Raw genomic sequence first — 22,862 nt, 5'->3', positions numbered from 1 at the left:
CAGTTCTGGCATGCCGTATCATTAAGCTAAAACATTATGACCGATCTGTCAGGATTCGGTAATTATGCAGATGAATCGGTTTGATCATTGAACCTTTTTCCTGCATCTTTTTCATATTCTCTTTTCAGCGATTCAAGCGGAGGAATGAATATCTTCTTTCCCGAGGATGTCACGAAAACACACGGGGATTTACAGGCAATTATCTCTTCCTGAATCAGATTCTGCTGTCCGAAAGGTCGCAGTACAAAGCGGGACATTAGCTGGAAACCTCCCGGATTGCATTCCAACTAAAATGATATCTCCGGCTTACGGAACAAAGTAGGCACTCAGCAAATCTGTCTTCAACTGCAATATTCAGTCTCGTTATACCTGCACCCCCGCGAGACTCCGGACATTTACTGCTATACACTCTTTCAATACGGAACGAACTCCCGTTAATTCGGTGTGTTCCTGTCCTTGCAGCTGTATGCGGTAAGCTCAGAGAGTATTAAATATCAACCGAATGCCCCTCCCATCCGATTCACTTGCTCCTGCACTAACCAAGCTAACATTTATTCTACCACTAGGATTTGAACCTTTGCCCTTTGCAAGAGAGAAAAAATATTTTTTATCAGGGTATTAAGGAGCTATCGCCAGAATTTCATCTGCTGTCAGATAACAAATACCGTCTCTTATTCAGCTGAAAACCGGATTGTAGCTGTCCTTACTGGCTTAAAGGGATAATCCTACTATTGAAGTTTCCGGAACATTTGCTAACTCTCACTAATCCGGGTAGTAACCTGATCCCACAAGGTATGCCTCATCTCCAATGTAGGTTCTTTTGATGTAGGTATGTTTCATTGATGGCTCGTTTTCACCGGGCTTTGGCCAGTAATAATCGACCCATCCTTCACCTTCCACGCTCAGTGCTGTGTCGATAAAGAGCTGCCCTATGGGTTTGCCGTTGTAGTCCTCAAGGTCGCTCATGTCCTCCCCTTCACTGCTCACGTCAGGCGGATAGACGACGCGGGTTCCGTCAGTTTTCCAGATGAATATGTAAAAATCATCATGAAACCATTCGCTATTGTTCTCCCTGAACTCCGGGAACGCCTGCTCTCCTTTATCGTTCATCAGATCGATTGCCTCATTAACCCGGGATATTGTGTACTCTTCCTGAGGTGTCAGTCCTGTTTCGATCTCTCCGACTATCTCTTCTTCCTCTTCATAGATGGATGAATCCTCAGTCGATGTACATCCAGCTGCAACTATCAGTAAAAAGCTTATGATAAAAATACAGGGTATGGATTTTGAACTACTCATTTGTACTCCCCTGTCTAGATTTATAACTTGAAGGTTAAAATCTTAGTTAGTACCTTTTACTGCAGGAAGAATTAGCTTTTTCAGAAAATACTCTAGAGTCTATTATGTAAATTCTTACTACAATTATTAATAAATTAATTTTTTATTATTTATTATATAATAAAATCTATATAGGCCCGGGTATATTGACTGTAAAACGTTATGATTTAGAGTACTCCTGATCACATATGATATCACCAAAAACGGTTCGGGCTTTTCTGTTACTATTCATCCTGACTGGTCTGCTAATTGGCGAAATCGGCTTTGTTTCTGCTCAGGATTCTGCAAATGTGACATCAGTGTCTGATCCCGGGCATAAGAAGGCAACGATACTCGTGCTTCATTCCTATTATTCTACATACGAGTGGTCAAACGATATCACAAAGGGAGTTATGTACGTTCTGGATAACAGCGAATACCGTGATGCTGATATATATTTTGAATATATGGATGCAAAAAGGCATCCCGAACCCGAGTATATCGTCAGTCTCTCTGAAGTGTACAGTCATAAGTATGATGATCCTGAGCAATTTGACCTGATAATAGTGTCTGACAATCATGCAATTGATTTCTTAACTTCAGAGGCAGGACTTGAGATCTTCCCGCCTGACATTCCTGTTGTTTTCTGCGGAGCCAATGACTTTGATCCCGCATGGCTTGAAAAAAGACCCAATATGACAGGTGTTATCGAATCCATAGAACCTTCCGAAACCCTTGATCTGATCCTGAAGTTCCATCCTGATACAAAGAACCTGCTTGTGATAAGTGATCACAATACCCACACATCACGGATAGTTACAGAGCAGACAAAACAGGCCTTTGAACCTTACAACGGGACTCTGGATATCCATTACCTTGAGGACATGACCGCAGCTCAGATGCAGGAAAGAGTTGCTTCAGTATCAAATGATACGGTTATATTTCTCCTCCTTTTTAATCGGGACAGGGCGGGAAATGAGGTGACAATGATGGAATCCATTGAGATGGTGACATCAAGTTCGAAGGTGCCTGTCTATTCTGCATGGGATTTCTATTTAGGTAAAGGGATCGTGGGTGGCAAACTGACGAGTGCTTTTAATGACGGAAGACTTGCAGGCGAGCTTGGCGTAAGATTACTCAATGGTGAGGACCCTGCCAGCATCCCGGTACAGGACAGCAAGTATCATGATTTCATGTTCGACTGGGAACAACTGGAGCGTTTCTCAATATCCGAGGATGAACTCCCGGAAGGTAGTATCATTATCAATCGCGTTCCGAATCTGTATGAGTTGTATAAGACTGAGATACTTGTGACTGCAATTGTAATCGTTTTCCTGCTCATTGTGGTTTCCTTCCTCCTGATTAACCAAAATAGGCTCAAGGACACCCAGGCTCAACTGCTTGCTGCAAAGGAGAAAGCAGAAGAAGCGGACAGGCTGAAATCCGTATTCATTGCTAATGTAAGCCACGAACTGCGTACACCTCTCAACGGGATTCTGGGTTTTTCAGAAATGATGAAACTGTCAAACATTTCCACAGAAAAGAAGTTGCATTACGCAGATGTCATTAACACAAGCGGAAAGCAGTTGCTTGGCCTGATAAACAATATACTGGACATCTCAAGCATAGAAGCAGGCAAGGTCACAGTCCGGAAGACGGAATTCGATGTCAATGAAATGCTTCTTGAGCTATATTCCGTATTCAGGCCACAGTTTGAGATTAATAAACCCGGTGTTGACCTGATATTTAATCAGGCTCATGATGACGAAAATTTCTTGATATACTCAGACAAACAGATGATCCGCCAGATCCTTACCAACCTGCTCGGCAATGCGTTGAAGTTCACACAGGATGGTATCGTAGAATTTGGCTACAGTATGCCGGATCATAATACCATTCAGTTCTACGTAAAGGACACGGGAATAGGCATCCCGGAAGAGAGGTATGATTGCGTATTCGGACGTTTCAAACAGGTGGACGACGGTTCCTCAAAACAGTATGAAGGAACGGGCCTTGGTATGTCCATATCAAAGGGTCTTGCACAGCTTCTGGGTGGCGACATCGAATTTGAGTCTGAGGTTGGTGCGGGGAGCGTTTTTTATTTGAGGGTGCCTCATGTCAGGAGGTTCCATGAACGTGATGGTAAGTTACAGTAGAACAAGTGACTACAGAATGTTTTGCTTTAATGTTTAATCTCAATGATAATTTTCAAACTCGGATTGGTGGAGGTCGACCAAACCTATAACTACACCACCAAACACAATACAAAATAAGGAATTCAATAATTTGTGCAATCGGCCGGCTTTCGGGAGTAGCGGGTCATTTGCGGGATATAGGATCTGAAGGGATCGATTTTCATGTCCGGGGTAGATGAGGATAGTCTGTTCTACAGGAGAATACTGGATAGTATATGGACCGGAGTCTGGGCTGCGGACAGGGATGGGAGAATAGTTTTCTTCAACAGGGGGATGGAAGACATCTTCAATGCCTCCGGGGATGCGGTTATGGGTAACAATGTCCTGGACTACATCAAAGAGCAGAGCATGCGCGACCAGAAGCACTTCTGTGAGCTCTTCTGCCGTGTGAAAAGAACGCTCAGGCCGGCTCCTTATGATTCCCTTGCCATGACAACAAAGGATGGCAGTCTCACGTATCTGAGCGGTGTTCTCATACCTCTGCTGGATGAGGAGGGAAACTATGACGGAATGGTGGGCACAGTCGAGGACGTCACACGCAGGAAACTCGGTGAAAAAAAGATGCTCGATTCCCTCAGGACAGAGAAAGAACTTGAAAGCATCTACAGGAGCAGTCCCGTGGTGGCATTTCTCTGGCTTGCGGGGCGTGAGAGGAAGGTGGAGTATGTGTCGGATAACATCAGCCAGTTCGGATACACGCCCGAGGAGCTCACTTCAGGGGGTATGAACTATACCGACATGATTTGCCCTGATGACCTGGAGATGATCAGGTTCCGGATGTTCTGGGCTGAACAGGACGATAGCCGGCATTTCTCCCAGCAGTACAGGATACTCTCAAGATCCGGGGATATTCACTGGGTAAGTGAGCGCTCGCTTATCCTGCGTGATGAGCGCGGCAAACCTGCTTACTACCAGGGTATAATCATCGACATCAGTGAGCTGAAGATGTCCCAGAAGGCCCGGCTGGAAGCCGAAAAGAAATACCGCCTGATATTTGAGAACTCTCCCCTTGGGATATTCGACTTTGACAATGAGGGAATCGTCCGACATTGTAACAGCATCCTGATCAGAATACTCGGACTGCCGAAAGAAGAGATAATCGGGTTCAACCTGATGACATCCCTTAGAGACGAAAAGATGAAAGAGGCTTTTGAGTCTGTTTTTGAGAAGAAGTCCGGCTATTATGAGGGTAACTACAAAGCAACCACAGGGGATAAGGTCACACCCATAAGGGCGTATTACAGCCCTAATCTCTCAAATGACGGCTCCATACCTGGCGGTATAGGGATAATCGAGGATATCACCGAGCGCAAGAGAGCATATGATTCCCTGAAGGCCTCGGAGGAGAAGTACTCCTCCCTTGTGGAGAACAGCAATGACGGGATTGTCATTATCCAGGATCAGGTTCTGAAATTCGCCAACTCGAAATTTGAGCAGCTCACAGGCTATTCCAGAGATGAGATAAACGGAAGGCCATTTCTGGACTTTATATCTCCCGAACACAGGGACTTTGTCCTTGAGAGATACAGAAAGAGACTGGAAAAGGACCCTGCAACTTCCCGCAAGTACGAGATATCTATTCTCTCCCGTGAAGGAAAAAAGATCTCCACCGAACTCAACGTCTCGCCCATAAGTCATGAAGGACGGCCTGCGGACATGGCGATAATAAGGGATATCACCGAGCGCAAAAAAGCTGAGAAATCCCTGAAACAGTATGCTCATGAACTCTCCGTGGCCAACGAAGAGCTAAAGTCCCTTGACAGAATGAAGGACGAGTTCCTTTCAAATATAAGTCATGAGCTGAACACACCTATCGTTTCCATAAAAGGATATTCTAACCTGATCTACGACGGAACCCTCGGAAATGTAAACGAAAAGCAAAAGGATGCCCTCAAGGTCGTGCTGCGTAATATCCAGAGACTTATACGCGTGGTCAACTCACTCCTCTATATCAGCATGCTGCAATCCGACACCGTCGAGTACAGATTTGAGGAGACCCGGATCACTGACATCATAAATAATGTTCTGGATGACATGACCTTCCAGATAGAGAAAAAGGACATAATTCTCGAGAAACGAGTACCTGCTGACATCCCTCCCGTTAAGGCCGACAGGGAAAAACTGGCGATACTCTTCACAAACCTCATGGACAATGCGATCAAGTTCACCGGATCCGGGGGAAAGATAATATTTGAAGTAAAGGAAGAAAGAGAAGAAGGTTTCATCCATATACGGATCACTGATACGGGTATTGGTATTCCTGAAGACCTTCTTCCGGAGATCTTCCAGCGTTTCTATCAGGTAGATGCATCCAACAGGCGCAGGTATGGGGGAACAGGCCTGGGATTGTATATCTCCAAAAGTATTGTCGATGCACATAAAGGACATATATGGATCGAAAGTGAAAAGGATGCAGGAACCACCGTACATCTAAGATTGCCGATATACGAATACTCGGTATTCTCTGAAGCTTCGGAAGATTAGAAGAGAATATCGGATTAAGGAACTTCCTGTCTGAGGATCCGTTTTCACATTTTTTCCCTGTGAGTATTGATCTTTAGTGTGATGTGCTGAGAACACCGGACATTCTGGATATCAATCCGTTGACCTTTTGCTGATCAGAGGTGTTTTTTCTTTTATTCGTCTTTAATAAATGGCTGTATCTGTCTATTATTTCCTGGGCTTCTTTACTATTTGCTTCTTTACTATTTTTTTCTGTTCGTTTTTTCATTCAAGTGCCTCAAAAGCTGTTTTCAGCACTCGGATTTCAATAATGGTTTATATCCCTTTTGTATGCAGGGTGAAAGTATTATTTAATAGTAATTTATTTTTGTGATATGCAAAAAAACATTTTCCGATCCGAACAGATATGCCTATCTTCTGCCCCTGGTCCTCCTGTCCCGTATGTATATGACAACACCCTTGCCGGAACCGTTCTGGGATTTCTTATCGATCTCGAAAAGGTTGGTTGCCTCCACCAGATCTCCGAGTTTCTTGTAGCCGTAGTTCCTTGGATCAAAATCAGGACTGCGTTTGATGAGGTTGCCTCCGACTTCAGCCAGCAGGGCCCAGCCGTCATCGTTGGCCGAATCCTCCACGGCATTTCTCAGAAGGTTAACAAGCCTTGAATCTCCCTTGAGTTCATTGGTGCTCCATTTGCCTGTAGGTGAGGATATGGTATCTTCAACCTCGTCATCTTCCTTCCTCAGGTTCTCGGTATAGATGAACTTGTCACAGGCTGCGATAAAGGCCACAGGGGTTTTCTTTTCCCCGAATCCATAGACCGTGAGGCCGGCTTCTCTAATCCTCTGTGACAGGCGGGTAAAGTCACTATCGCTGGATACGATACAGAAACCGTCAAGTTTCTCGGTGTATAGCAGGTCCATGGCATCGATTATAAGTGCACTGTCCGTTGCATTCTTGCCGGTGGTATAGGCAAACTGCTGTATCGGCTGAATAGAATGCTCAAGCAGGGTATGCTTCCATGGTGTAAGGTTTGGAGTGGTCCAGTCACCGTAGATCCGTCTGACGCTGGCAATACCGTAGATTGCTATCTCATCCATAAGTCCCTCTATTATGGAGGGTTGGGCATTATCAGCATCGATCAGCACAGCCAGTTTATCATCTTTTTCATTTTCATCCATTTTTTTGCACCATATCTGCATTCCGGTATACACAGCTAACTAATTAATATTGTGTGCATATTTTTATATTTATTTATTCCAGTCATATTTCAACACATACATACAATGGCTGACCGGTGTACAGTCTGTATTTTTAATAGCCGGGTTGATCTCGGATCACAGTTTTCATGAGTCTGTACAGCCATCTGAGGAGTAAGAGATATTTTTTAAATTACCGGGTACATGCTATGCTAAAAGTTTCTCAAGATGCTGCATGCCAAATACCTGAGTTACATCTTCCTTGTAATATTCAAAGAACTCCCTGCCCCATTCAAGTGCATCGGGGGTTCGGGACAGAAGAAGCCTGTTCTCGAAGGTCCTATCCTTTTTTGACATGAAAAGAAAAAGACCATCGTCATTCTGTGAAAAGGCCGGAAAGCGTATTTTTCCATTGTATATGAAGAATTTAATTTGTCCGCTTTCCATTGTCTCACAGAGTTTTTCATAACTTTCCGTTCTGAATTTATTCAGTATTTTCTGAGTGGTGACGAACTCCATGTCTATGTCCGTTCTTGATAATTCATGCAACACTTCCATGGAATCAGGATATATTATGCTGGTAACTATTCTGGACTTCTTTGTTCTTCTCAGTCCTTCATCAAATACCCTGTTCATTTCGAATATCTCAGGCAGTTCCGGTTCAATTATGGTATAATTCCCGATCTCATCAACTCTTTTCAGCAGCTCAATTGGTATAAAATCAATATTGTGGCTTCCCCAGTATTCCATATCCCTATCAAAGAAATTCACCATACTCAGCAGAGGTAATGTCTTGCTCATCAGCAACTCACTAATTGTGGTAAGCTCACACACCCCATCTTCTTTTAGCAGGAGATGCTTTTCCTCCATGAGCTTGATCTGTGGTAGAAGTGCCGATCGTTTTGTTTTAAGAGTCTCCAGTATTGTTTCCATATCTCGGGGACCATCATCCAATAAAAGCATTAGTCTCTTTCTTTTCTCTGAATTCAGAATGGTCTCAATAAGAGAAAGGCTGACATGCTCACCTCCTTTGATTATTGTACTGGCAATTGTTTTTTATGATCTGATAAAAGAGATTATCCTGTTCCACTTAAACTTTTCGAATTTCTGTTGTTATCTTATGTGCAGGTGATCTGTAGCCTGATTCGCCACTTTCAACTACCCGGTGACAAAAAAAATAACTAATATTCCCAGTACACCTGGGCACTTTTGACCACGCCGACACTTTTGAAGAATCCCCGCAGACGTGGGTTGTCTTTTCTGAGTTCATAGAACTGATAATCCGGAGTTTCGGTATAATATATTGATACGATACCGTATTCCTTGCCTTCTTCTATATAGGCCACCTTATCGTAACTATCAAGCTCTCCGAGTGGCGACTGTGAACCTGTACAATCAATGAATGTCAGTCCCTTATCACTTGTCTGGAATGCATTAATGGCGTGTCCCTTTTCCAGGTCGTAGAAATCAATCGAGACATATGCGGCACGTATGCCTGCCTGCTCCGCATTGTTATGCAACCTTTCTGCATAATCCACACAATCAAAGACATTGCTCTGGTAGAGTATCCTGTCAGTATCGTCTTCCTTCAGAAAGGCCATCAGCTCATCCCAGGTAGGGTCCTGGGCTGATTTGTTGTTTATCAGCTCCACAGGTTCACCGGATGCCTTGTAGGAGAGCACCCTGGGTTTCATACTTATGGAATTCTCATCGTACTCGAATGCGAATACAAAGTTTATGTATGCTAATATTATCAAAAAAATCAATGAAATGCCGGCTAATTTCCGGTACGTAATGTTACGTTTTGCTAAGCTTTTCATTTGTTTTTCACTAAAGGATGAATGTACGTTTGAGTATATATATTTTGCAATATATAATATTTTCAAAAGCTGATGGCTCAATTCCATAAAAAGGAAGTTCGGTTCATATTAATAGATTCTGAATCTTGACTATTGGAACCGACTTAAGACGTATGCATCTGAGGACTGGTTAAGGTTAAACGAAGGAAAACGAAGTCAAACACACCTCATACGCTGACCTTCAATTAAACTTATGTATTTGTTATTGTATCTATGAAAGTAACGATGCCAGAATTTGTCACGTTTTGCCGCAATGTGTTTATACCCGTTACCAATGTTTGCAGGAATAACTGCGGATATTGCACTTTCAGACGTAGTCCTGATGATCCGGAAGCAAAACTTATGACACCGGACGAGATCCTTCCGATACTGGAAAAAGGCAAGGATGCAGGCTGTACGGAAGTTCTTTACACACTGGGTGAGTATGGTGAGGAACTGCCGGAGTATCAACAATGGCTTGCAGATATGGGCTATGGGTCTACTGTTGAGTATCTTGCAGAGCTATGCAAAACTGCGATCGATAAAGGTCTTCTTCCCCACACGAACGCTGGTGTGCTGAATTTTACGGAACTTGAGACCCTGAAACCGCTGAATGCAAGTATGGGACTTATGCTCGAGACAACCGCTGAACTTGATGCACATGTCTCCAGTCCGGGAAAGGAACCTTCCGGCAGGATAAAAACGATAAAATACGCGGGAGAACTGGAAATTCCCTTCACAACAGGTTTGCTTGTTGGCATCGGGGAAACACTGGATGACCGGATCAACTCACTTCAGCTGATTGCTGAGCTGCATGAGGAATACAGGCATATACAGGAAGTCATAATACAGAACTTTACACCAAAACCCGGCACTCCGATGGCTGACTGTCCGCCCCCCACAGACGAGGAGATGATGCAGACAGTTCTGATCGCCAGGGAGATACTTCCCGAAGATGTGACAATACAGGTTGCACCAAACCTTGTGGACCCCTATGTTCTCATACAGTGCGGAGCCACAGATCTTGGTGGCATATCACCTGTAACCGTGGACTGGATAAATCCGGAGGCTCAGTGGCCAAGCGCTGAAAAGCTCAGAGAGATGCTCAGGGACATACCTCTTAAGGAGAGGTTACCGATATATCCTCAGTATCTGAAAAAGGGCTGGTACAGTGACCAGATAAAGGACCTTGTCCTGTCCCTCTCTGATGAGGAAGGTTACAGAAAGGAATTTGTTTAATACTGAATAAAGTCGGTTTTGCCGGATATATGAATACCGCTGGAGAAAGAAATGAAAGCTACTATCAGTGACGACGTTATCGAAAATGCGCTTGCGGGCGAGACTACAAAAGAAGATGCGCTCTCATTGCTTCAGGCCCACCCGTTCGAACTTTTTGAGCTTGCCGACAGGTTAAGATATGAATCCGTGGGCGATGTAGTAACATACATTATCAATCGTAATATCAACTTTACCAATAAATGCATAGGCAATTGCGGCTTCTGTGCCTTCAAGCACAATTCTGACGGCTATATTCTCAATATCGAGCAGATACTGGACAAGGTCAGGGAAGCTGACAGGCTCGGCGCAACCGAAGTATGTATCCAGGGTGGTCTGTTGCCTGATGTTGATCTGGATTTTTATCTTAACATCATTGAATCCGTCAAAGAGGAGTTCCCGCACATAAGCACCCATGCCTTCTCACCCATGGAGGTCTATCATGCAGCAAGGCAGAGTGATGTTTCTGTGGATGATGCTCTGCTGGAACTTAAAAAAGCAGGCCTTGGCTCCATGCCGGGGACAGCTGCCGAGATCCTTTCCGACAGGGTCAGGAAGATCATATGTCCCAACAAGCTCAGTACCGACGAATGGGTCGATGTTGTCACAAAGGCACACAGGACCGGGATCCCAACCACTGCCACGATGATGTACGGACACATCGAGACCATGGAAGAGCGTATCGATCATATCATGCTTATCCGGGAAGTCCAGAAGACCACAGGCGGGATCACTGAATTTGTCCCATTGCCATTCATGCCATATAATAACCGCATCGGTGAGAAGATGCTGGAATCGGGTCAGTATATAACCCCCGGTATGGAAGATCTCAAAATATATGCTCTGGGCAGGATTATTCTTAACACACATGTTAATAACATCCAGTCAAGCTGGGTGAAACTTGGCAAGAAGCTTTCACAGGTTGCCCTGTTCTGCGGTGCCAATGATCTGGGAGGAACACTTATGGAGGAGAAGATATCCAGATCTGCAGGTGCAAGCAACGGAGAATTCATGTCCGGACAAGAACTTGAATGGTTCATCAGATCTTCTGACAGGCAGCCAAAGCAGAGGAATACGGTCTATAGCAAGTTCTTTGATGCAACAGATCAATCAAAAACAGGTGTAAAGATCGCATAAGGTATGCACATGAGAGCAGTGATCCCCTACAAAAAACAAAATGCAAAATCAAGGCTTTCTCCGGCTCTTACACTTGAAGAGAGGGAATACTTTGTTGAGCTTATGCTCAGGGACGTTGTGGAAAGCCTGCAGGCTGCCGGAGTGAATAAGATCGACGTGCTCACAACACCCCAAAACGGAGTTCCGGATGACCTCGATGTTGATATTATCTTCAGTGAACACGATCTCAACAAGGCAATCAACGGCTATCTGGAAACAGTCGACGAACCCGTACTGGTTATCATGGCCGATCTTCCCCTTGTAACTCCGCAACATATAAGAAATATCACGGATATTGAAGATGATCTGGTCATCGTTCCCGGAAAAGGCGGAGGGACGAATGTCCTCTTTATAAAAAATCCTGACAGTTTCTATGTCAGGTACTATGATTCCAGTTACATTAATCATTGCAGAATTGCTCAGGAGATGCAACAATCGGTTCATGTCTTTGATTCCTTTCTGCTGAGTACCGATATCGATGAACCTCAGGACTTGGTGGAGATCATGCTTCACGGACATGGTTTGTCAAAATCCTATATTGACAGCAAGTTCGGTATGGAGGATAACGGCAGGGCACGGGTCAGAGTAAGCCTGTGTCAGTAAAATAAAATCTGCTGCTGACAGAACCGAATATTTTGCGGTTCCCGTTTTAAAAGGGAAAAAAGATATACTTTCTTCAAGAATCTTCTATAAAAAGTTACATTTAATACAGGTGATAATTGGTGACCATTAAAGTGAACAAGTTCAAATGCGGATACTGCGGTGCATGTGTAGGTGTGTGCCCTGCCGGTGCGCTTGAGTTGGTCGAAACTTGGATCGAAGTGGATGATAATTGTACAAGCTGCGGGATATGTGCTAAGATCTGCCCTCTGGGAGCTATTGAGGTGAGCAGGTGAAAGAATATTATGATGTGGTGGTGATAGGAGCGGGTCCTGCAGGTTCGATCACAGCTAAAACCGCAGCAGAAAAGGGTCTGAGTGTCCTTTTGATCGAGAAGAGACAGGAAATAGGAGATCCCGTAAGGTGTGCGGAAGGTGTAAGCAAGATCTGTCTTAAGAAACATATCGATCTGGACGACCGGTGGATATGTGCCGATGTCAAGGGCTCACGCATATTTTCCCCCGACGGTACAATGATAGAAATGGCAGAAGAGGTTGCAGGTGCCGAGGTCGGCTATGTCCTTGAACGTAAACTGTTTGACAGGGCCCTTGCATATGAAAGTGCTAAAGCTGGTGCCGAGGTATTTGTAAAGACAAGAGCCACCGGACTCATCATCGAAGACGGTTTTGTCAGGGGTGTCAGGATAATGCACCGGGGCGAGGAGCGTGAAGTCCGCTGTAAGATAGTCATTGGTGCTGATGGTGTTGAATCAAAGGTAGGCAGATGGGCAGGCATTGATACATCCCTCAAACCGGTGGACATTGAGACTTGTGCACAGTTCCTGATGAGTAATACGGGTATAGATCAGGAATATTGCTATTTCTATCTCGGCAATGAGATGGCACCTGCAGGATATATCTGGATCTTCCCCAAAGGGAATGATCTTGCAAACGTGGGAATAGGTATCCTGGGAAGTAAATCCGGACAAAAGACTGCAATTGAATATCTGGAAGACTTTGTGGCGGAGAAATTCCCTGATGCCCGTGTCCTTGAAGTGGACGTCGGAGGTGTTCCTGTAAGTGGCAGTATAGATAAGACAATTGCAAACGGTCTGATGCTTGTGGGGGATGCTGCAAGGCAGTCCGATCCGATCACAGGCGGAGGAATTGTCAATGCCATGGAGGCTGGTGAGATTGCCGGTGAGGTTGCCTATGAAGCAATTTCCTCAGGTGATCTTTCCGAGACAAAGCTCGGGGAGTATGAGAAAAAATGGCGTTCTACAGTCGGTCTGGAGATCGATAACAGCCTCATTGTCAAAAACGTGTTCATCAAATTCACCGATAAGGAACTCAACGACCTGGCTCATTCACTAAAAAATGTCAATTTTTCAACAATGAGCCTGCTGGATCTTCTTTATGCCCTTTTCAAAGCCAACAGGAAGCTCCTGTGGGATCTGAGAGTATTGTTCAAGAACGTTGCCAAATACGGGCTTGACTTTGAGCGCTGAGAAGACAGATTATCCTGTCTTCATTTTCTTATTCTTTTTTATTCCGTATCTATCTTCTCCAGAATTCCGGCGTAAGCATAACAATAACCGTGAAAACCTCAAGCCTTCCTATCCACATATTTGCTATCAGTAAAAGCTTTCCAAGAGCAGGTACTACATCGAAATTGGACATGGGGCCAACAGCATTGAATCCCGGACCTATATTACCCAGTGTGGCGATGGATGCCGTGATAGAGCTTATCAGTTCCATTCCAAGAAGAGAGAGTAATGCTGTGGATACTGCAAAGATCATCACATAGATGACGGCAAATGATACTATTGCCTGCATGATTTCTTCAGGCACTGTTTTATTGTTAAACTTGATCGGCTTTACAGCTTTTGGATGAATGGACCTGAAAAGAGCGTTCTGTGAGTACTTAAGCAGAAGCAGGAACCTGACCACCTTTATTCCTCCTGCTGTGGAACCTGCGCATCCGCCAATGAACATTACCGCAAGCAGAACGATCCTCGCAGAATCGGTCCACATATTAAAATCAGCCGTAGCATAACCTGTTGTTGTGACTATTGATACTACCTGGAATATGGCATACCTGAAGGAAAGCAGGATATTCTCTCCCATATCATTCCAGAGTGAAAAGGTCAGAATTGCGGTTGCAGTCAGTACTATAAGTGTATAGAATTTGAATTCGTTATCTTTTATCAGGCTCTGGCGGTCGGCATACAGGGTCCTGTAATGAAGAGCGAAGTTTGCTCCTGCTATGAACATAAAAACGGTGATGATTCCCTCAATGAGAGGACTATGAAATGCAGCGATCCCTTCTGCATAAGGGGAAAATCCGCCGGTTGACATGGTGGTAAATGTATGTGTAACAGCATCATACAGCGACATACCGGCAAGCATAAGCAGCGCAGCCTGTATTGCGGAAATTGCAACGTAGACCGTCCAGAGGATCCTGGCAGTTTCCCTGATCCGCGGTTTTATCTTATCTTCCGTGGGACCCGGTGCTTCAGCCCGGAAAAGCTGCCTTCCGGCGACACTGAGCTTTGGAAGGATCGCTATGAAAAGCATGATGATACCCATTCCCCCAAGCCACTGGGTCATGTTACGCCAGAAAAGTATGCTTCTGGAATGACTTTCTATGTCCTGGAGGATGGTTGCTCCGGTTGTAGTAAACCCGGACATTGATTCAAAAAGAGCGTTAATAGGAGTAATTCCGTCAAGCAGGTAGGGGATTGAGCCGAAAACAGCAGCCGTAAGCCATCCAAAGGCAACAATTGCAAAGCCTTCTCTGATCTTCCAGTCACCTTCGGCCTCATATCTATATGATATTACGATGCCCAGAACCCCGGTGACCAGTATGGCAACTGCAAAGGGCAGCAGTGAATCCCCGTAGTAGAAAGCGACCAGAAGCGGTACGACCATTACAAGTCCAAGGAACCTGAGCAGATTTCCCAGTACATTGAGTATGATCGCATAGTTCATCATGGGGACACACCATTAAAATGACTTATTTGAACAGTTTTTCCACCTGAGTATTTGCGGATTGCAGGGCAAACACAACTACTCTGTCCCCTTCTTCAATTACATATTCACCACGGGGGACGATCGTGTTTCCTTTGTGGACCACCATACTGACAATGGCTCCTGGCGGGAACTTGACGCTTTTAAGTGGTTTTCCTACAATTTTTGATTTTTTGGAAGTGGTATATTCTATTATCTCTGCTTTTTCTCCTTCTATGGTGGTAACTGTCTCGATTCCCTGGCCCATTGTCAGTTTCAGAACCTCGCTGACTGTGGCCTGCCTAGGACTTACAGCACTGTCCACACCTACCATCTCAAAAAGGGATACATAGTCCGAGCGGTCAGCTCTTGCTATTACTTTCTGAACGCCAAGCTGTTTGGCGATCAGTGCACAGAGAAGGTTTTTCTCATCGCTGTTTGTTACCGCTATGACAACATCCATTTCTCCGACACCTTCTTCCTTGAGAAGGTTGATATCGGTGCCGTCACCATTGAGCACAAGGGTGTTGGGAAGCTCATCTGCTATCTGGGTGGAGCGTTCCTTATCAGACTCTATGACCTTCAAATCGAACTCACCTTTGGATACAAGTTTTGCAAGGTAGAAGCCTACGATCCCGCCTCCTATTATCATGACCTTGCTTCGCCCGCCGACCTTTTCACCGAACTTGTCACGTACATCTTTCATGGCAGCAGGCTTTCCGATGACGACGATGTGATCATTCTCCTGTATCTTATCCTCGCCATGTGGGATTATTACTTCAGAGTCCCTGAAAAGAGCACTTACAATACAGCAATTGGCCATGTGAAGTTCCTGTAACTCTTTTCCCACAAGCTGACTGGCATCGGATACGGCAAATTCCATCATCTCAACCTTTCCCTCTGCAAAATATTCCGCTCCTATGGCATAGGGAATCGAAAGTATCTCTGCGACTTCCGAGGCCAGCGTGAGTTCGGGGCATATCATGGTATCTATGCCTATCTGGGTACGTTTTGCAACGGGTTTATCGATATAATCAGGATTACTGACCCTTGCAACGGTATTCAGCTTTCCGTCATCCTTTACAATAAGTTTTGATGCCATGCAGGCGACAATGTTGACCTCATCCGATCCGGTAACGGCCACAAGCAGATCCGTGTTTTCCAGAGTCTGGGTAAGTATGGATACATTGGCACCGTTGCCCTGTATTACCTGAACATCGAGTTCATTGGCACGCTCACATGCTTCCTCGCTCTGGTCAATGATAACAACATCATTTGCCTGGTGAAGTGCTTTTGCAATATGATAACCGACTTCACCGGCTCCGATGATTACAATTTTCATATTATTCCTTCATAATACGTGTAGTTGATAGAACAAACACGCCATATATCCGGTATTGCTTTTTAAAGCTTACCGTTATATCGGTAAAAAAAGAAATAAAAAAAGATTTCGTATATTCGGACTTTGAATTTTAATCAAATGCTTCCTTTACTTTGTCGAATATGCCCTTGCCACCTTTGGTATGCTTTGCCTGCTTACCTTCTGTTGCAAGGCTGAGTTTCTTGAAAAGCTCTTTCTGCTCGTCGTTGAGTTTTGTAGGTGTCCTTACAATGACCCTCACAAGCTGGTCACCCTGGCCGCGTCCGTGCAGGTATGGCATTCCCTTGCCCTTCAGGCGTAATATGGAATGGGTCTGGGTTCCGGGCTTGATGTTCATTTTGACTTTCCCGTGCAGTGTCGGGACCATCACATCATCGCCAAGGGCTGCCTGGGTGAAGTTGATCGGCAGCTCATACAGTATATCATCTCCGGCACGCTCGAATAGCTTATGGGGTTCAACATGGATGACCACGTAAAGGTCACCTGGCGGAGCACCCGGACTTCCATCCTCTCCTTCCCCGCTTATCTTTAAACGCATTCCGTTATCCGCACCCTTGGGTATCTTTACGGAGATCTTGCGTACCTTTTTCTGCTTTCCTGTACCTCTGCACGCTGCACAGGGATCTTCTATGATCTGGCCCGTACCATGACATGTATTACATGTGGTTGTTGACATGAAGCGTCCGAAGGGTGTATTACGGGCATGTGTGACCTGGCCGGAACCCTGGCATGTGCTACATGTTTTGGGTTCTGTGCCCGGCTTTGCACCGGTTCCGCCACATACTTCACATCTTTCAGCTCTGGGGACATTGATCTGTGTCTCGGTTCCCTTTGCAGCCTGATCAAGTGTGATCGTCATATCATATCGCAGATCAGAACCTCTTACAGGTCCACGGCGTTGCTGTCCGCCACCAAAACCTCCGAAGCCTCCAAAACCTCCGAAGGCGCCGCCGAAAATACCGCCGAGGATGTCCTCAAGATCTTCGAAACCTCTGAAGTCAGCATTTCTGAATATATCTTCCTGGCTGTAACGACTATCAATACCGGCATGACCGAAACGATCGTACTGCTCTCTCTTCTCGGCATCGGACAGAACAGCATATGCCTCGGATATCTCTTTGAATCTCTCCTCAGCATCCGCTTCTTTGTTCTTGTCCGGATGGTACTTCATCGCAAGTTTACGATATGCTTTTTTGATCTCAGCTTCTGTTGCATCTTTCGATACACCGAGTATTTCATAATAATCGCGTGTAGTGGACATGTATGATTCCTGTGAATTTCCTCTGCTATAAAAATATCAATGTAAGATACTGTCACAATTGCAGTATCTTACTTGTAGTTTTCTTAGCTCTGCTTCTCATCGTCGTCGACTACTTCATAGTCAGCATCAACGATGTCCTCATCAGAGGATCCTTCCGCTGAGGATGCTGCACCCTCCTCGGCTGAAGCGGCTGAAGCAGCCTCTTCCTGTGCCTTCTGGTACATTGCAGCGGATATGTCATACATGGCAGTCTGGAGGGCTTCGGTCTTGGTCTTGATATCCTCGATATCCTCGCCTTCCATTGCCTTCTTCAGATCCTCCTTTGCCTCTTCGACCTTTGATTTCTGCTCGGCTGTTGCAACATCTCCGGCTTCTTCGAGGGTCTTCTCAGTTGCATTGATAAGGGATTCAGCCGTGTTCTTGACCTCTACTTCTTCCTTACGCTTCTTATCTTCCTCTGCGTGTGCTTCAGCATCCTTTACCATCCTGTCGATCTCCTCATCGCTGAGACCGCCTGGCTTCTGGATGGATATAGACTGCTGCTTGCCGGTACCAAGGTCCTTTGCTGTAACATGAAGGATACCGTTTGCATCGATATCAAAAGTTACCTCTATCTGCGGAACACCTCTTGGTGCGGGAGGAATGCCGTCAAGTGTGAACTTTCCAAGTGTCTGGTTCGCAGATGCAATACCTCTCTCACCCTGAAGGACGTTGATCTCAACGGATGGCTGGTTGTCAGCGGCGGTGGAGAATATCTGGCTCTTCTTTGTTGGTATTGTCGTGTTCCTCTCGATAAGAGGTGTCGCAACTCCTCCAAGTGTCTCGATACCAAGGGTCAGCGGTGTGACATCGAGCAGGAGCACATCGTGGACCTCTCCGCTGAGAACTCCGGCCTGGACAGCCGCACCGATAGCTACTGCTTCGTCAGGGTTGATGTTCTTGTAGGGGTCCTTGCCTGTGGCCTTGCGTACAAGTTCAACGACTGCCGGGATTCTTGTGGAACCACCGATCAGCAATACTTTTTCGAGGTCTGCAGGCTTGAGCTTTGCATCCTCAAGTGCACGGTTGACAGATACCAGTGTCTTGTCGAGCAGGTCTGAGACCATCTTCTCGAACTGTGCCCTTGTGATGTCCATATCAATATGTTTGGGCTGTCCGTCGGAATCTGCAGTAACGAAAGGCAGGTTGACATTTGTGGATGTTGTACTGGAGAGCTCGATCTTTGCCTTCTCTGCTGCATCCTTCAGACGCTGCATTGCAGCTTTATCCTTGGAAAGGTCGATTCCTTCTTCCTTCTTGAATTCATTGACAATGTGATCAACAATTCTCTTGTCGAAATCATCTCCACCAAGGTGTGTGTCACCGCTTGTGGAAAGAACTTCAAAGACTCCTTCTCCGAGCTCAAGGACGGATACGTCGAATGTACCTCCTCCAAGGTCATATACCATGATCTTATGGTCGCCTTCTTCCTTGTCAATTCCGTAGGCAAGTGATGCTGCGGTCGGCTCGTTGATAATCCTTCTTACATTAAAACCTGCAATGGAACCTGCGTCCTTTGTTGCCTGTCTCTGTGAGTCGTCGAAGTATGCAGGTACAGTGATAACTGCCTCTGTTATAGTCTCACCAAGATATGCTTCGGCATCGTCCTTGAGCTTGCGCAGGATCATTGCCGAGATCTCCTGTGGGGTGTAGTCCTTTCCGTTGAGATCTACTGTGTAATCTCCTTCACCGATATGTCTCTTAATGGAACTTACACTGTTATCCGGATTTGTGATCACCTGTCTTTTGGCAATCTGTCCGACAAGCTTTTCCCCCTTCTTGGAAAAGGCAACAACTGAGGGTGTTGTTCTGCCACCTTCGGCATTCGGGATTATAGTAGGCTCCCCACCTTCGATAACCGCCATACATGAATTTGTTGTTCCAAGGTCAATTCCCAAAATCTTTCCCATACTAATTACCTCTTCATTAATTGATACGTACTATTATGTTCTTATTTTATTTTACAGCACTCTTACTTTGAAGAGTTCTTTTCTTCTTCATCGGGCTTCTTTGATACTGCGACCATTGCCGGTCTTATCACCTTCGTATGGAGGTAATAACCGGGTTTGCAGACATTGACGACCTTTCCTTCTTCGTGTTCGGGGTGTTCAACATGCATTATGGCTTCGTGCAGGTTTGGATCGAATTCCTCTCCGTGGCACTCGATCTTTTGAAGACCTTCCTTCTCAAGGATCGAAGTGAATTGTTTGAAGACCATTTCTACACCCTTCACGACAGATTCAATGTCATCCGTCTGTTTTGCAGATTCTATTGCCCTCTCAAAGTTGTCATAAACTTCAAGTAACTCTGTGATTATCTGTTCGACTGCGAACTTGCGGTATTCTTCCCTTTCGCGAATACTTCTTTTCCTGAAATTGTCAAATTCTGCAGTGAGTCGTAACAGCTTTTCCCTAAGTTGCGCAGCCTCATCTTCGGCCGGGCACTCATCTTTGGCGGGGTTCGCTGTTTCCGAACCAAGATCACCACTATTCTCAGGTTCTTTATCCATCTCAATATCTCCAGAGTTCAATGTATGATTGAGTGTACGCACTAGTCATTGTCAGGGGTTCTATAAATAGTTTTCGGATCTTAAGAAGGTTTTTGCAAAAAAAGAGACGATTTAGTTGAAAAAATATCGATATAATTGATAATATCTATATTATATGATACTAGTAAGCCGACTGTAGCTTATGTTGAAGGGTCCTGATTATGAGCATGCTCACAACCATGCATATGGCAAGGGCTGAGATCAGATGTCCCCATCCGACAGTACTGATACCTTCTGCCATTGCATATCTGATGCCTGTAAAGAAGGCAGTTGCCGAAAAGGTTGCAACAAATGATGCAATGGCTCCTCCGATTAGTGATCCAAGATAATCGGCACCCCTGTCCTCAAAATAGACCGAACCTGCAATAAAGATTACGGCGAACATCAGCAGTATGATCGGAAAGGGGACAGAAGGAGAGCCTGTTTCTGCCAGATTCATAATACCCATGGCCACGCCTATCATGAATATCGCCAGTGTGGTGGATACTGCAATAGCCTGCACAAACGGATTGTCAGCATTAAATTCCATATTCATCCCTGCTTCTAATTCACTTGATAGTATATATTTATTTTTAATTTATATTATTAGTAACAAGTCATAGTAATAGCAAATAATATATTAAATAATGCACTTGCATGCAACATGAAAATACTTCTTGCAGAGTACGCTGTCGGAGCAGGTCTTGAAGGGACCCTGATGCTGGAAGGCGCAGCCATGCTCGGGACACTTGTGGACAGTTTCTCAAGGCTCGGGCATGAGGTCGTATACCTTTCGTCCGGTCCGAAATTCAGTAGAGGAAGAGCAATCAGATCCTGCATTGAAGATTTCGAAAATGTACTTGAGAGCGAAGCGGCAAAATGTGATGCAGGGCTTGTTATCGGTCCGGATGAGATGCTTGCTGAACTCTCGGCAATTATTAAGGATAACACGCTAAATCTGGGATGCTCGCCTGAATCTGTCAGTATCTGTGCTGATAAACTGGAGTGCACCCGGAAATTGCGGGCATGTTCTATAAATGTGCCAGAAATTTATGATAAAGAATATCAGGGTCTGTGCCTGATAAAACCAAGATTCGGATGTGCATCCGAGGGTGTGAGAATCTCGCATTGTAATGATGCTGAAGAAGGATTCATTGCGAATGAATACATCGAGGGTGAACACCTCAGTGTAAGCCTTATAAGCGGAAAAAAGATACTTCCACTCAGCGTGAATAAACAGTTCATTGAGATCGATCACAAAAACCCGGATTCGGGTGTAAGCTATCACGGTAACATGGTACCTTACATGACAGATTATGAGAAAGAACTGTTTGATATTGCAGGTGCTACTGCAAAAGCACTGAAATGTAACGGTTATATCGGAATTGACATCGTACATGGTGAAAAGGATAGTTATATAGTCGATGTGAACCCACGGCCAACAAGTGCTGTTTTCGGACTTGCGAGGACACTGAAAGCCGAGATTGGTGATCTTCTCCTGAAGAACATATCAGGAGATCTTCCTGATACAGTTGACCTTGAAGGAGAGTTCTCGTTCACAAAAGATGACTTTGAGGATATTATATGAAAATAATCGGAATTGATATCGGTGGTGCAAATACAAAACTTGCTTCTGCCGATGGCGAGACTATTGAATTGCACTACATTCCTTTGTGGAAGGACACCAGGCTTCCGGAAGCTCTGGAAGAGATAGCCGAAGAACATGGTCCTGACGGAGTAAGTGTTGTGATGACCGGTGAGCTTGCAGACTGTTTTGAAGACAAGGATGCAGGAATCAGCTTTATTATGGAATCCGTGGAGAATGCATTTGACTGCGATATCCGCTATGTTGACAGTGAAGGCAAATTCTATGACGGGTCGGGAGACCTGCGTAAACTTGCTGCAGCCAACTGGGCCGCATCTGCAAACCTGATAGGTAATGAGATCGGTGACTGTATATTTGTTGATATGGGAAGTACGACCAGTGATATAATTCCTATAAAGGATGGCAGACATGTGGCAGGTATGTCCGATTTCTCACGGCTTGTTCGCAGCGAGCTTGTCTACTCGGGTGTCCTGAGGACAAATCTTGCATATCTTCTTGACAGTCTGGATGTGGATGCCGGAAAATGCCGTGTGTCTTCCGAACTTTTCGCGACCACCGCAGATGCATACCTTGTTCTGGATGATATCTCTGAAGAACTCTATACATGTGAGACTGCAGACGGTGCAGGGAAAACCAGGACCGATGCCATGCGCAGGCTTGCAAGGGTTGTCTGTGCAGATCTTGCTGAAATATCTCCTGATGATGTGTTCCGCATAGCAGAGCAGGTAAAGGAAAAACAGATCACTGTACTCAGTGAAGCAATATCACAGGTCGCAGAGGAGAATGAGCTTGATAGAATAGTATCTGCAGGTATCGGTGAGTTCCTGATCCGTGATGCTGCAAAGAGGCTTGGATTTGAATCCATATCCGTTGCTGAAAAATGGGGCTATGAGATATCAAAGGTCTTTCCGGCGTACGCTGCCGCGAGGATGTTCGAGGCAGATGCTTTAAAAGAAAAAAAGGCATAAGTTTAACAG

At 45.1% G+C, this 22,862-nt stretch carries 21 protein-coding genes; 9 read left to right on the top strand and 12 right to left on the bottom strand.

The genetic code is table 11. The features are described 5' to 3' along the window. Positions 1-62: 62 nt before the first annotated feature. Entirely contained in the window at positions 63-257 is a 195-nt protein-coding gene (locus tag HWN40_RS09730; protein WP_176965549.1) for a hypothetical protein, read from the bottom strand. A gap of 505 nt (positions 258-762) precedes the next feature. Next, positions 763-1,299, bottom strand: coding sequence for a cache domain-containing protein (locus HWN40_RS09725; RefSeq protein WP_176965548.1), 537 nt, complete (start codon positions 1,297-1,299; stop codon positions 763-765). A 227-nt stretch (positions 1,300-1,526) separates the two neighbouring features. On the opposite strand from HWN40_RS09725, the gene HWN40_RS09720 reads away from it, so the two are divergent. After that, the gene (locus HWN40_RS09720; RefSeq protein WP_176965547.1) at positions 1,527-3,473 is read left to right on the top strand and encodes a sensor histidine kinase; all 1,947 of its coding nucleotides are present in this window, start codon (positions 1,527-1,529) and stop codon (positions 3,471-3,473) included. Between the two features lie 201 nt (positions 3,474-3,674). Then, complete coding sequence (locus tag HWN40_RS09715) at positions 3,675-5,996, top strand: PAS domain S-box protein (RefSeq protein ID WP_176965546.1); 2,322 nt, start codon at positions 3,675-3,677, stop codon at positions 5,994-5,996. A gap of 73 nt (positions 5,997-6,069) precedes the next feature. Here the strand turns inward: HWN40_RS09715 and HWN40_RS09710 are convergent, their stop codons facing one another. The 4 genes from HWN40_RS09710 to HWN40_RS09695 form a co-directional block, all read right to left on the bottom strand. Next, positions 6,070-6,243 carry a hypothetical protein gene (locus HWN40_RS09710; RefSeq protein WP_176965545.1) on the bottom strand — a complete coding sequence of 58 codons (174 nt, stop codon included), beginning with the start codon at positions 6,241-6,243 and terminating at the stop codon, positions 6,070-6,072. 142 nt (positions 6,244-6,385) lie between these two features. Then, on the bottom strand, positions 6,386-7,156 hold the full coding sequence (locus HWN40_RS09705) for an NYN domain-containing protein (protein WP_176965544.1): 771 nt from the start codon (positions 7,154-7,156) through the stop codon (positions 6,386-6,388). Between the two features lie 225 nt (positions 7,157-7,381). Beyond that, a complete protein-coding gene (locus HWN40_RS09700) occupies positions 7,382-8,107 on the bottom strand; it encodes a helix-turn-helix transcriptional regulator (protein WP_176965543.1) in 726 nt (241 codons plus the stop codon). Between the two features lie 248 nt (positions 8,108-8,355). Continuing rightward, entirely contained in the window at positions 8,356-8,994 is a 639-nt protein-coding gene (locus HWN40_RS09695; protein ID WP_246275890.1) for a hypothetical protein, read from the bottom strand. Positions 8,995-9,258: 264 nt separating this feature from the next. On the opposite strand from HWN40_RS09695, the gene cofG reads away from it, so the two are divergent. From cofG to HWN40_RS09670, 5 genes are all read left to right on the top strand, one after another. Then, on the top strand, positions 9,259-10,251 hold the full coding sequence (cofG, locus tag HWN40_RS09690) for a 7,8-didemethyl-8-hydroxy-5-deazariboflavin synthase subunit CofG (RefSeq protein WP_176966371.1): 993 nt from the start codon (positions 9,259-9,261) through the stop codon (positions 10,249-10,251). Between the two features lie 51 nt (positions 10,252-10,302). Further along, positions 10,303-11,424 (top strand): 7,8-didemethyl-8-hydroxy-5-deazariboflavin synthase subunit CofH, encoded by a 1,122-nt coding sequence (gene cofH / locus HWN40_RS09685; protein WP_176965542.1) that lies wholly within the window; start codon positions 10,303-10,305, stop codon positions 11,422-11,424. Positions 11,425-11,433: 9 nt separating this feature from the next. Continuing rightward, on the top strand, positions 11,434-12,066 hold the full coding sequence (cofC, locus tag HWN40_RS09680; protein ID WP_176965541.1) for a 2-phospho-L-lactate guanylyltransferase: 633 nt from the start codon (positions 11,434-11,436) through the stop codon (positions 12,064-12,066). A gap of 119 nt (positions 12,067-12,185) precedes the next feature. Further along, the gene (locus HWN40_RS09675) at positions 12,186-12,359 is read left to right on the top strand and encodes a 4Fe-4S binding protein (protein ID WP_176965540.1); all 174 of its coding nucleotides are present in this window, start codon (positions 12,186-12,188) and stop codon (positions 12,357-12,359) included. Next, the gene (locus HWN40_RS09670) at positions 12,356-13,570 is read left to right on the top strand and encodes an NAD(P)/FAD-dependent oxidoreductase (RefSeq protein ID WP_176965539.1); all 1,215 of its coding nucleotides are present in this window, start codon (positions 12,356-12,358) and stop codon (positions 13,568-13,570) included. The genes HWN40_RS09675 and HWN40_RS09670 overlap by 4 nt, the downstream gene beginning before the upstream one ends. 49 nt (positions 13,571-13,619) lie before the next feature. Here the strand turns inward: HWN40_RS09670 and HWN40_RS09665 are convergent, their stop codons facing one another. From HWN40_RS09665 to HWN40_RS09640, 6 genes are all read right to left on the bottom strand, one after another. Next, on the bottom strand, positions 13,620-15,053 hold the full coding sequence (locus tag HWN40_RS09665) for a TrkH family potassium uptake protein (RefSeq protein WP_176966370.1): 1,434 nt from the start codon (positions 15,051-15,053) through the stop codon (positions 13,620-13,622). Between the two features lie 25 nt (positions 15,054-15,078). Beyond that, entirely contained in the window at positions 15,079-16,413 is a 1,335-nt protein-coding gene (trkA, locus tag HWN40_RS09660; RefSeq protein WP_176965538.1) for a Trk system potassium transporter TrkA, read from the bottom strand. A gap of 130 nt (positions 16,414-16,543) precedes the next feature. Then, positions 16,544-17,713, bottom strand: a complete 1,170-nt coding sequence (dnaJ, locus tag HWN40_RS09655; protein ID WP_176965537.1) for a molecular chaperone DnaJ — start codon at positions 17,711-17,713, stop codon at positions 16,544-16,546. 83 nt (positions 17,714-17,796) lie between these two features. Then, entirely contained in the window at positions 17,797-19,662 is a 1,866-nt protein-coding gene (gene dnaK, locus HWN40_RS09650) for a molecular chaperone DnaK (RefSeq protein ID WP_176965536.1), read from the bottom strand. A gap of 62 nt (positions 19,663-19,724) precedes the next feature. Continuing rightward, positions 19,725-20,261 (bottom strand): nucleotide exchange factor GrpE, encoded by a 537-nt coding sequence (grpE, locus tag HWN40_RS09645; RefSeq protein WP_176965535.1) that lies wholly within the window; start codon positions 20,259-20,261, stop codon positions 19,725-19,727. A gap of 160 nt (positions 20,262-20,421) precedes the next feature. Further along, positions 20,422-20,835, bottom strand: coding sequence for a heat-shock protein (locus HWN40_RS09640; RefSeq protein ID WP_176965534.1), 414 nt, complete (start codon positions 20,833-20,835; stop codon positions 20,422-20,424). Between the two features lie 108 nt (positions 20,836-20,943). Here HWN40_RS09640 and HWN40_RS09635 point away from each other — a divergent pair, with 108 nt between their 5' ends. Continuing rightward, the gene (locus HWN40_RS09635) at positions 20,944-21,867 is read left to right on the top strand and encodes an ATP-grasp domain-containing protein (RefSeq protein ID WP_176965533.1); all 924 of its coding nucleotides are present in this window, start codon (positions 20,944-20,946) and stop codon (positions 21,865-21,867) included. After that, on the top strand, positions 21,864-22,853 hold the full coding sequence (locus HWN40_RS09630) for a hydantoinase/oxoprolinase family protein (protein WP_176965532.1): 990 nt from the start codon (positions 21,864-21,866) through the stop codon (positions 22,851-22,853). The genes HWN40_RS09635 and HWN40_RS09630 overlap by 4 nt, the downstream gene beginning before the upstream one ends. The last annotated feature ends 9 nt before the right edge of the window (positions 22,854-22,862 follow it).

Source organism: Methanolobus zinderi, from assembly GCF_013388255.1.
GTDB lineage: Archaea > Halobacteriota > Methanosarcinia > Methanosarcinales > Methanosarcinaceae > Methanolobus > Methanolobus zinderi.
The sequence above is the reverse complement of the archived record's forward strand: the minus strand, read 5'-3'. Positions and strand labels throughout refer to the sequence as shown.

What these genes read in the sequence shown, in the direction of transcription:
- HWN40_RS09730 (WP_176965549.1), bottom strand. Translation starts at nt 257, where the DNA reads ATGTCCCGCTTTGTACTGCGACCTTTCGGACAGCAGAATCTGATTCAG.
- HWN40_RS09725 (WP_176965548.1), bottom strand. Translation starts at nt 1,299, where the DNA reads ATGAGTAGTTCAAAATCCATACCCTGTATTTTTATCATAAGCTTTTTA.
- HWN40_RS09720 (WP_176965547.1), top strand. Translation starts at nt 1,527, where the DNA reads ATGATATCACCAAAAACGGTTCGGGCTTTTCTGTTACTATTCATCCTG.
- HWN40_RS09715 (WP_176965546.1), top strand. Translation starts at nt 3,675, where the DNA reads ATGTCCGGGGTAGATGAGGATAGTCTGTTCTACAGGAGAATACTGGAT.
- HWN40_RS09710 (WP_176965545.1), bottom strand. Translation starts at nt 6,243, where the DNA reads ATGAAAAAACGAACAGAAAAAAATAGTAAAGAAGCAAATAGTAAAGAA.
- HWN40_RS09705 (WP_176965544.1), bottom strand. Translation starts at nt 7,156, where the DNA reads ATGGATGAAAATGAAAAAGATGATAAACTGGCTGTGCTGATCGATGCT.
- HWN40_RS09700 (WP_176965543.1), bottom strand. Translation starts at nt 8,107, where the DNA reads ATGGAAACAATACTGGAGACTCTTAAAACAAAACGATCGGCACTTCTA.
- HWN40_RS09695 (WP_246275890.1), bottom strand. Translation starts at nt 8,994, where the DNA reads ATGAAAAGCTTAGCAAAACGTAACATTACGTACCGGAAATTAGCCGGC.
- cofG (WP_176966371.1), top strand. Translation starts at nt 9,259, where the DNA reads ATGCCAGAATTTGTCACGTTTTGCCGCAATGTGTTTATACCCGTTACC.
- cofH (WP_176965542.1), top strand. Translation starts at nt 10,303, where the DNA reads ATGAAAGCTACTATCAGTGACGACGTTATCGAAAATGCGCTTGCGGGC.
- cofC (WP_176965541.1), top strand. Translation starts at nt 11,434, where the DNA reads ATGAGAGCAGTGATCCCCTACAAAAAACAAAATGCAAAATCAAGGCTT.
- HWN40_RS09665 (WP_176966370.1), bottom strand. Translation starts at nt 15,053, where the DNA reads ATGAACTATGCGATCATACTCAATGTACTGGGAAATCTGCTCAGGTTC.
- trkA (WP_176965538.1), bottom strand. Translation starts at nt 16,413, where the DNA reads ATGAAAATTGTAATCATCGGAGCCGGTGAAGTCGGTTATCATATTGCA.
- dnaJ (WP_176965537.1), bottom strand. Translation starts at nt 17,713, where the DNA reads ATGTCCACTACACGCGATTATTATGAAATACTCGGTGTATCGAAAGAT.
- dnaK (WP_176965536.1), bottom strand. Translation starts at nt 19,662, where the DNA reads ATGGGAAAGATTTTGGGAATTGACCTTGGAACAACAAATTCATGTATG.
- grpE (WP_176965535.1), bottom strand. Translation starts at nt 20,261, where the DNA reads ATGGATAAAGAACCTGAGAATAGTGGTGATCTTGGTTCGGAAACAGCG.
- HWN40_RS09640 (WP_176965534.1), bottom strand. Translation starts at nt 20,835, where the DNA reads ATGAATATGGAATTTAATGCTGACAATCCGTTTGTGCAGGCTATTGCA.
- HWN40_RS09635 (WP_176965533.1), top strand. Translation starts at nt 20,944, where the DNA reads ATGAAAATACTTCTTGCAGAGTACGCTGTCGGAGCAGGTCTTGAAGGG.
- HWN40_RS09630 (WP_176965532.1), top strand. Translation starts at nt 21,864, where the DNA reads ATGAAAATAATCGGAATTGATATCGGTGGTGCAAATACAAAACTTGCT.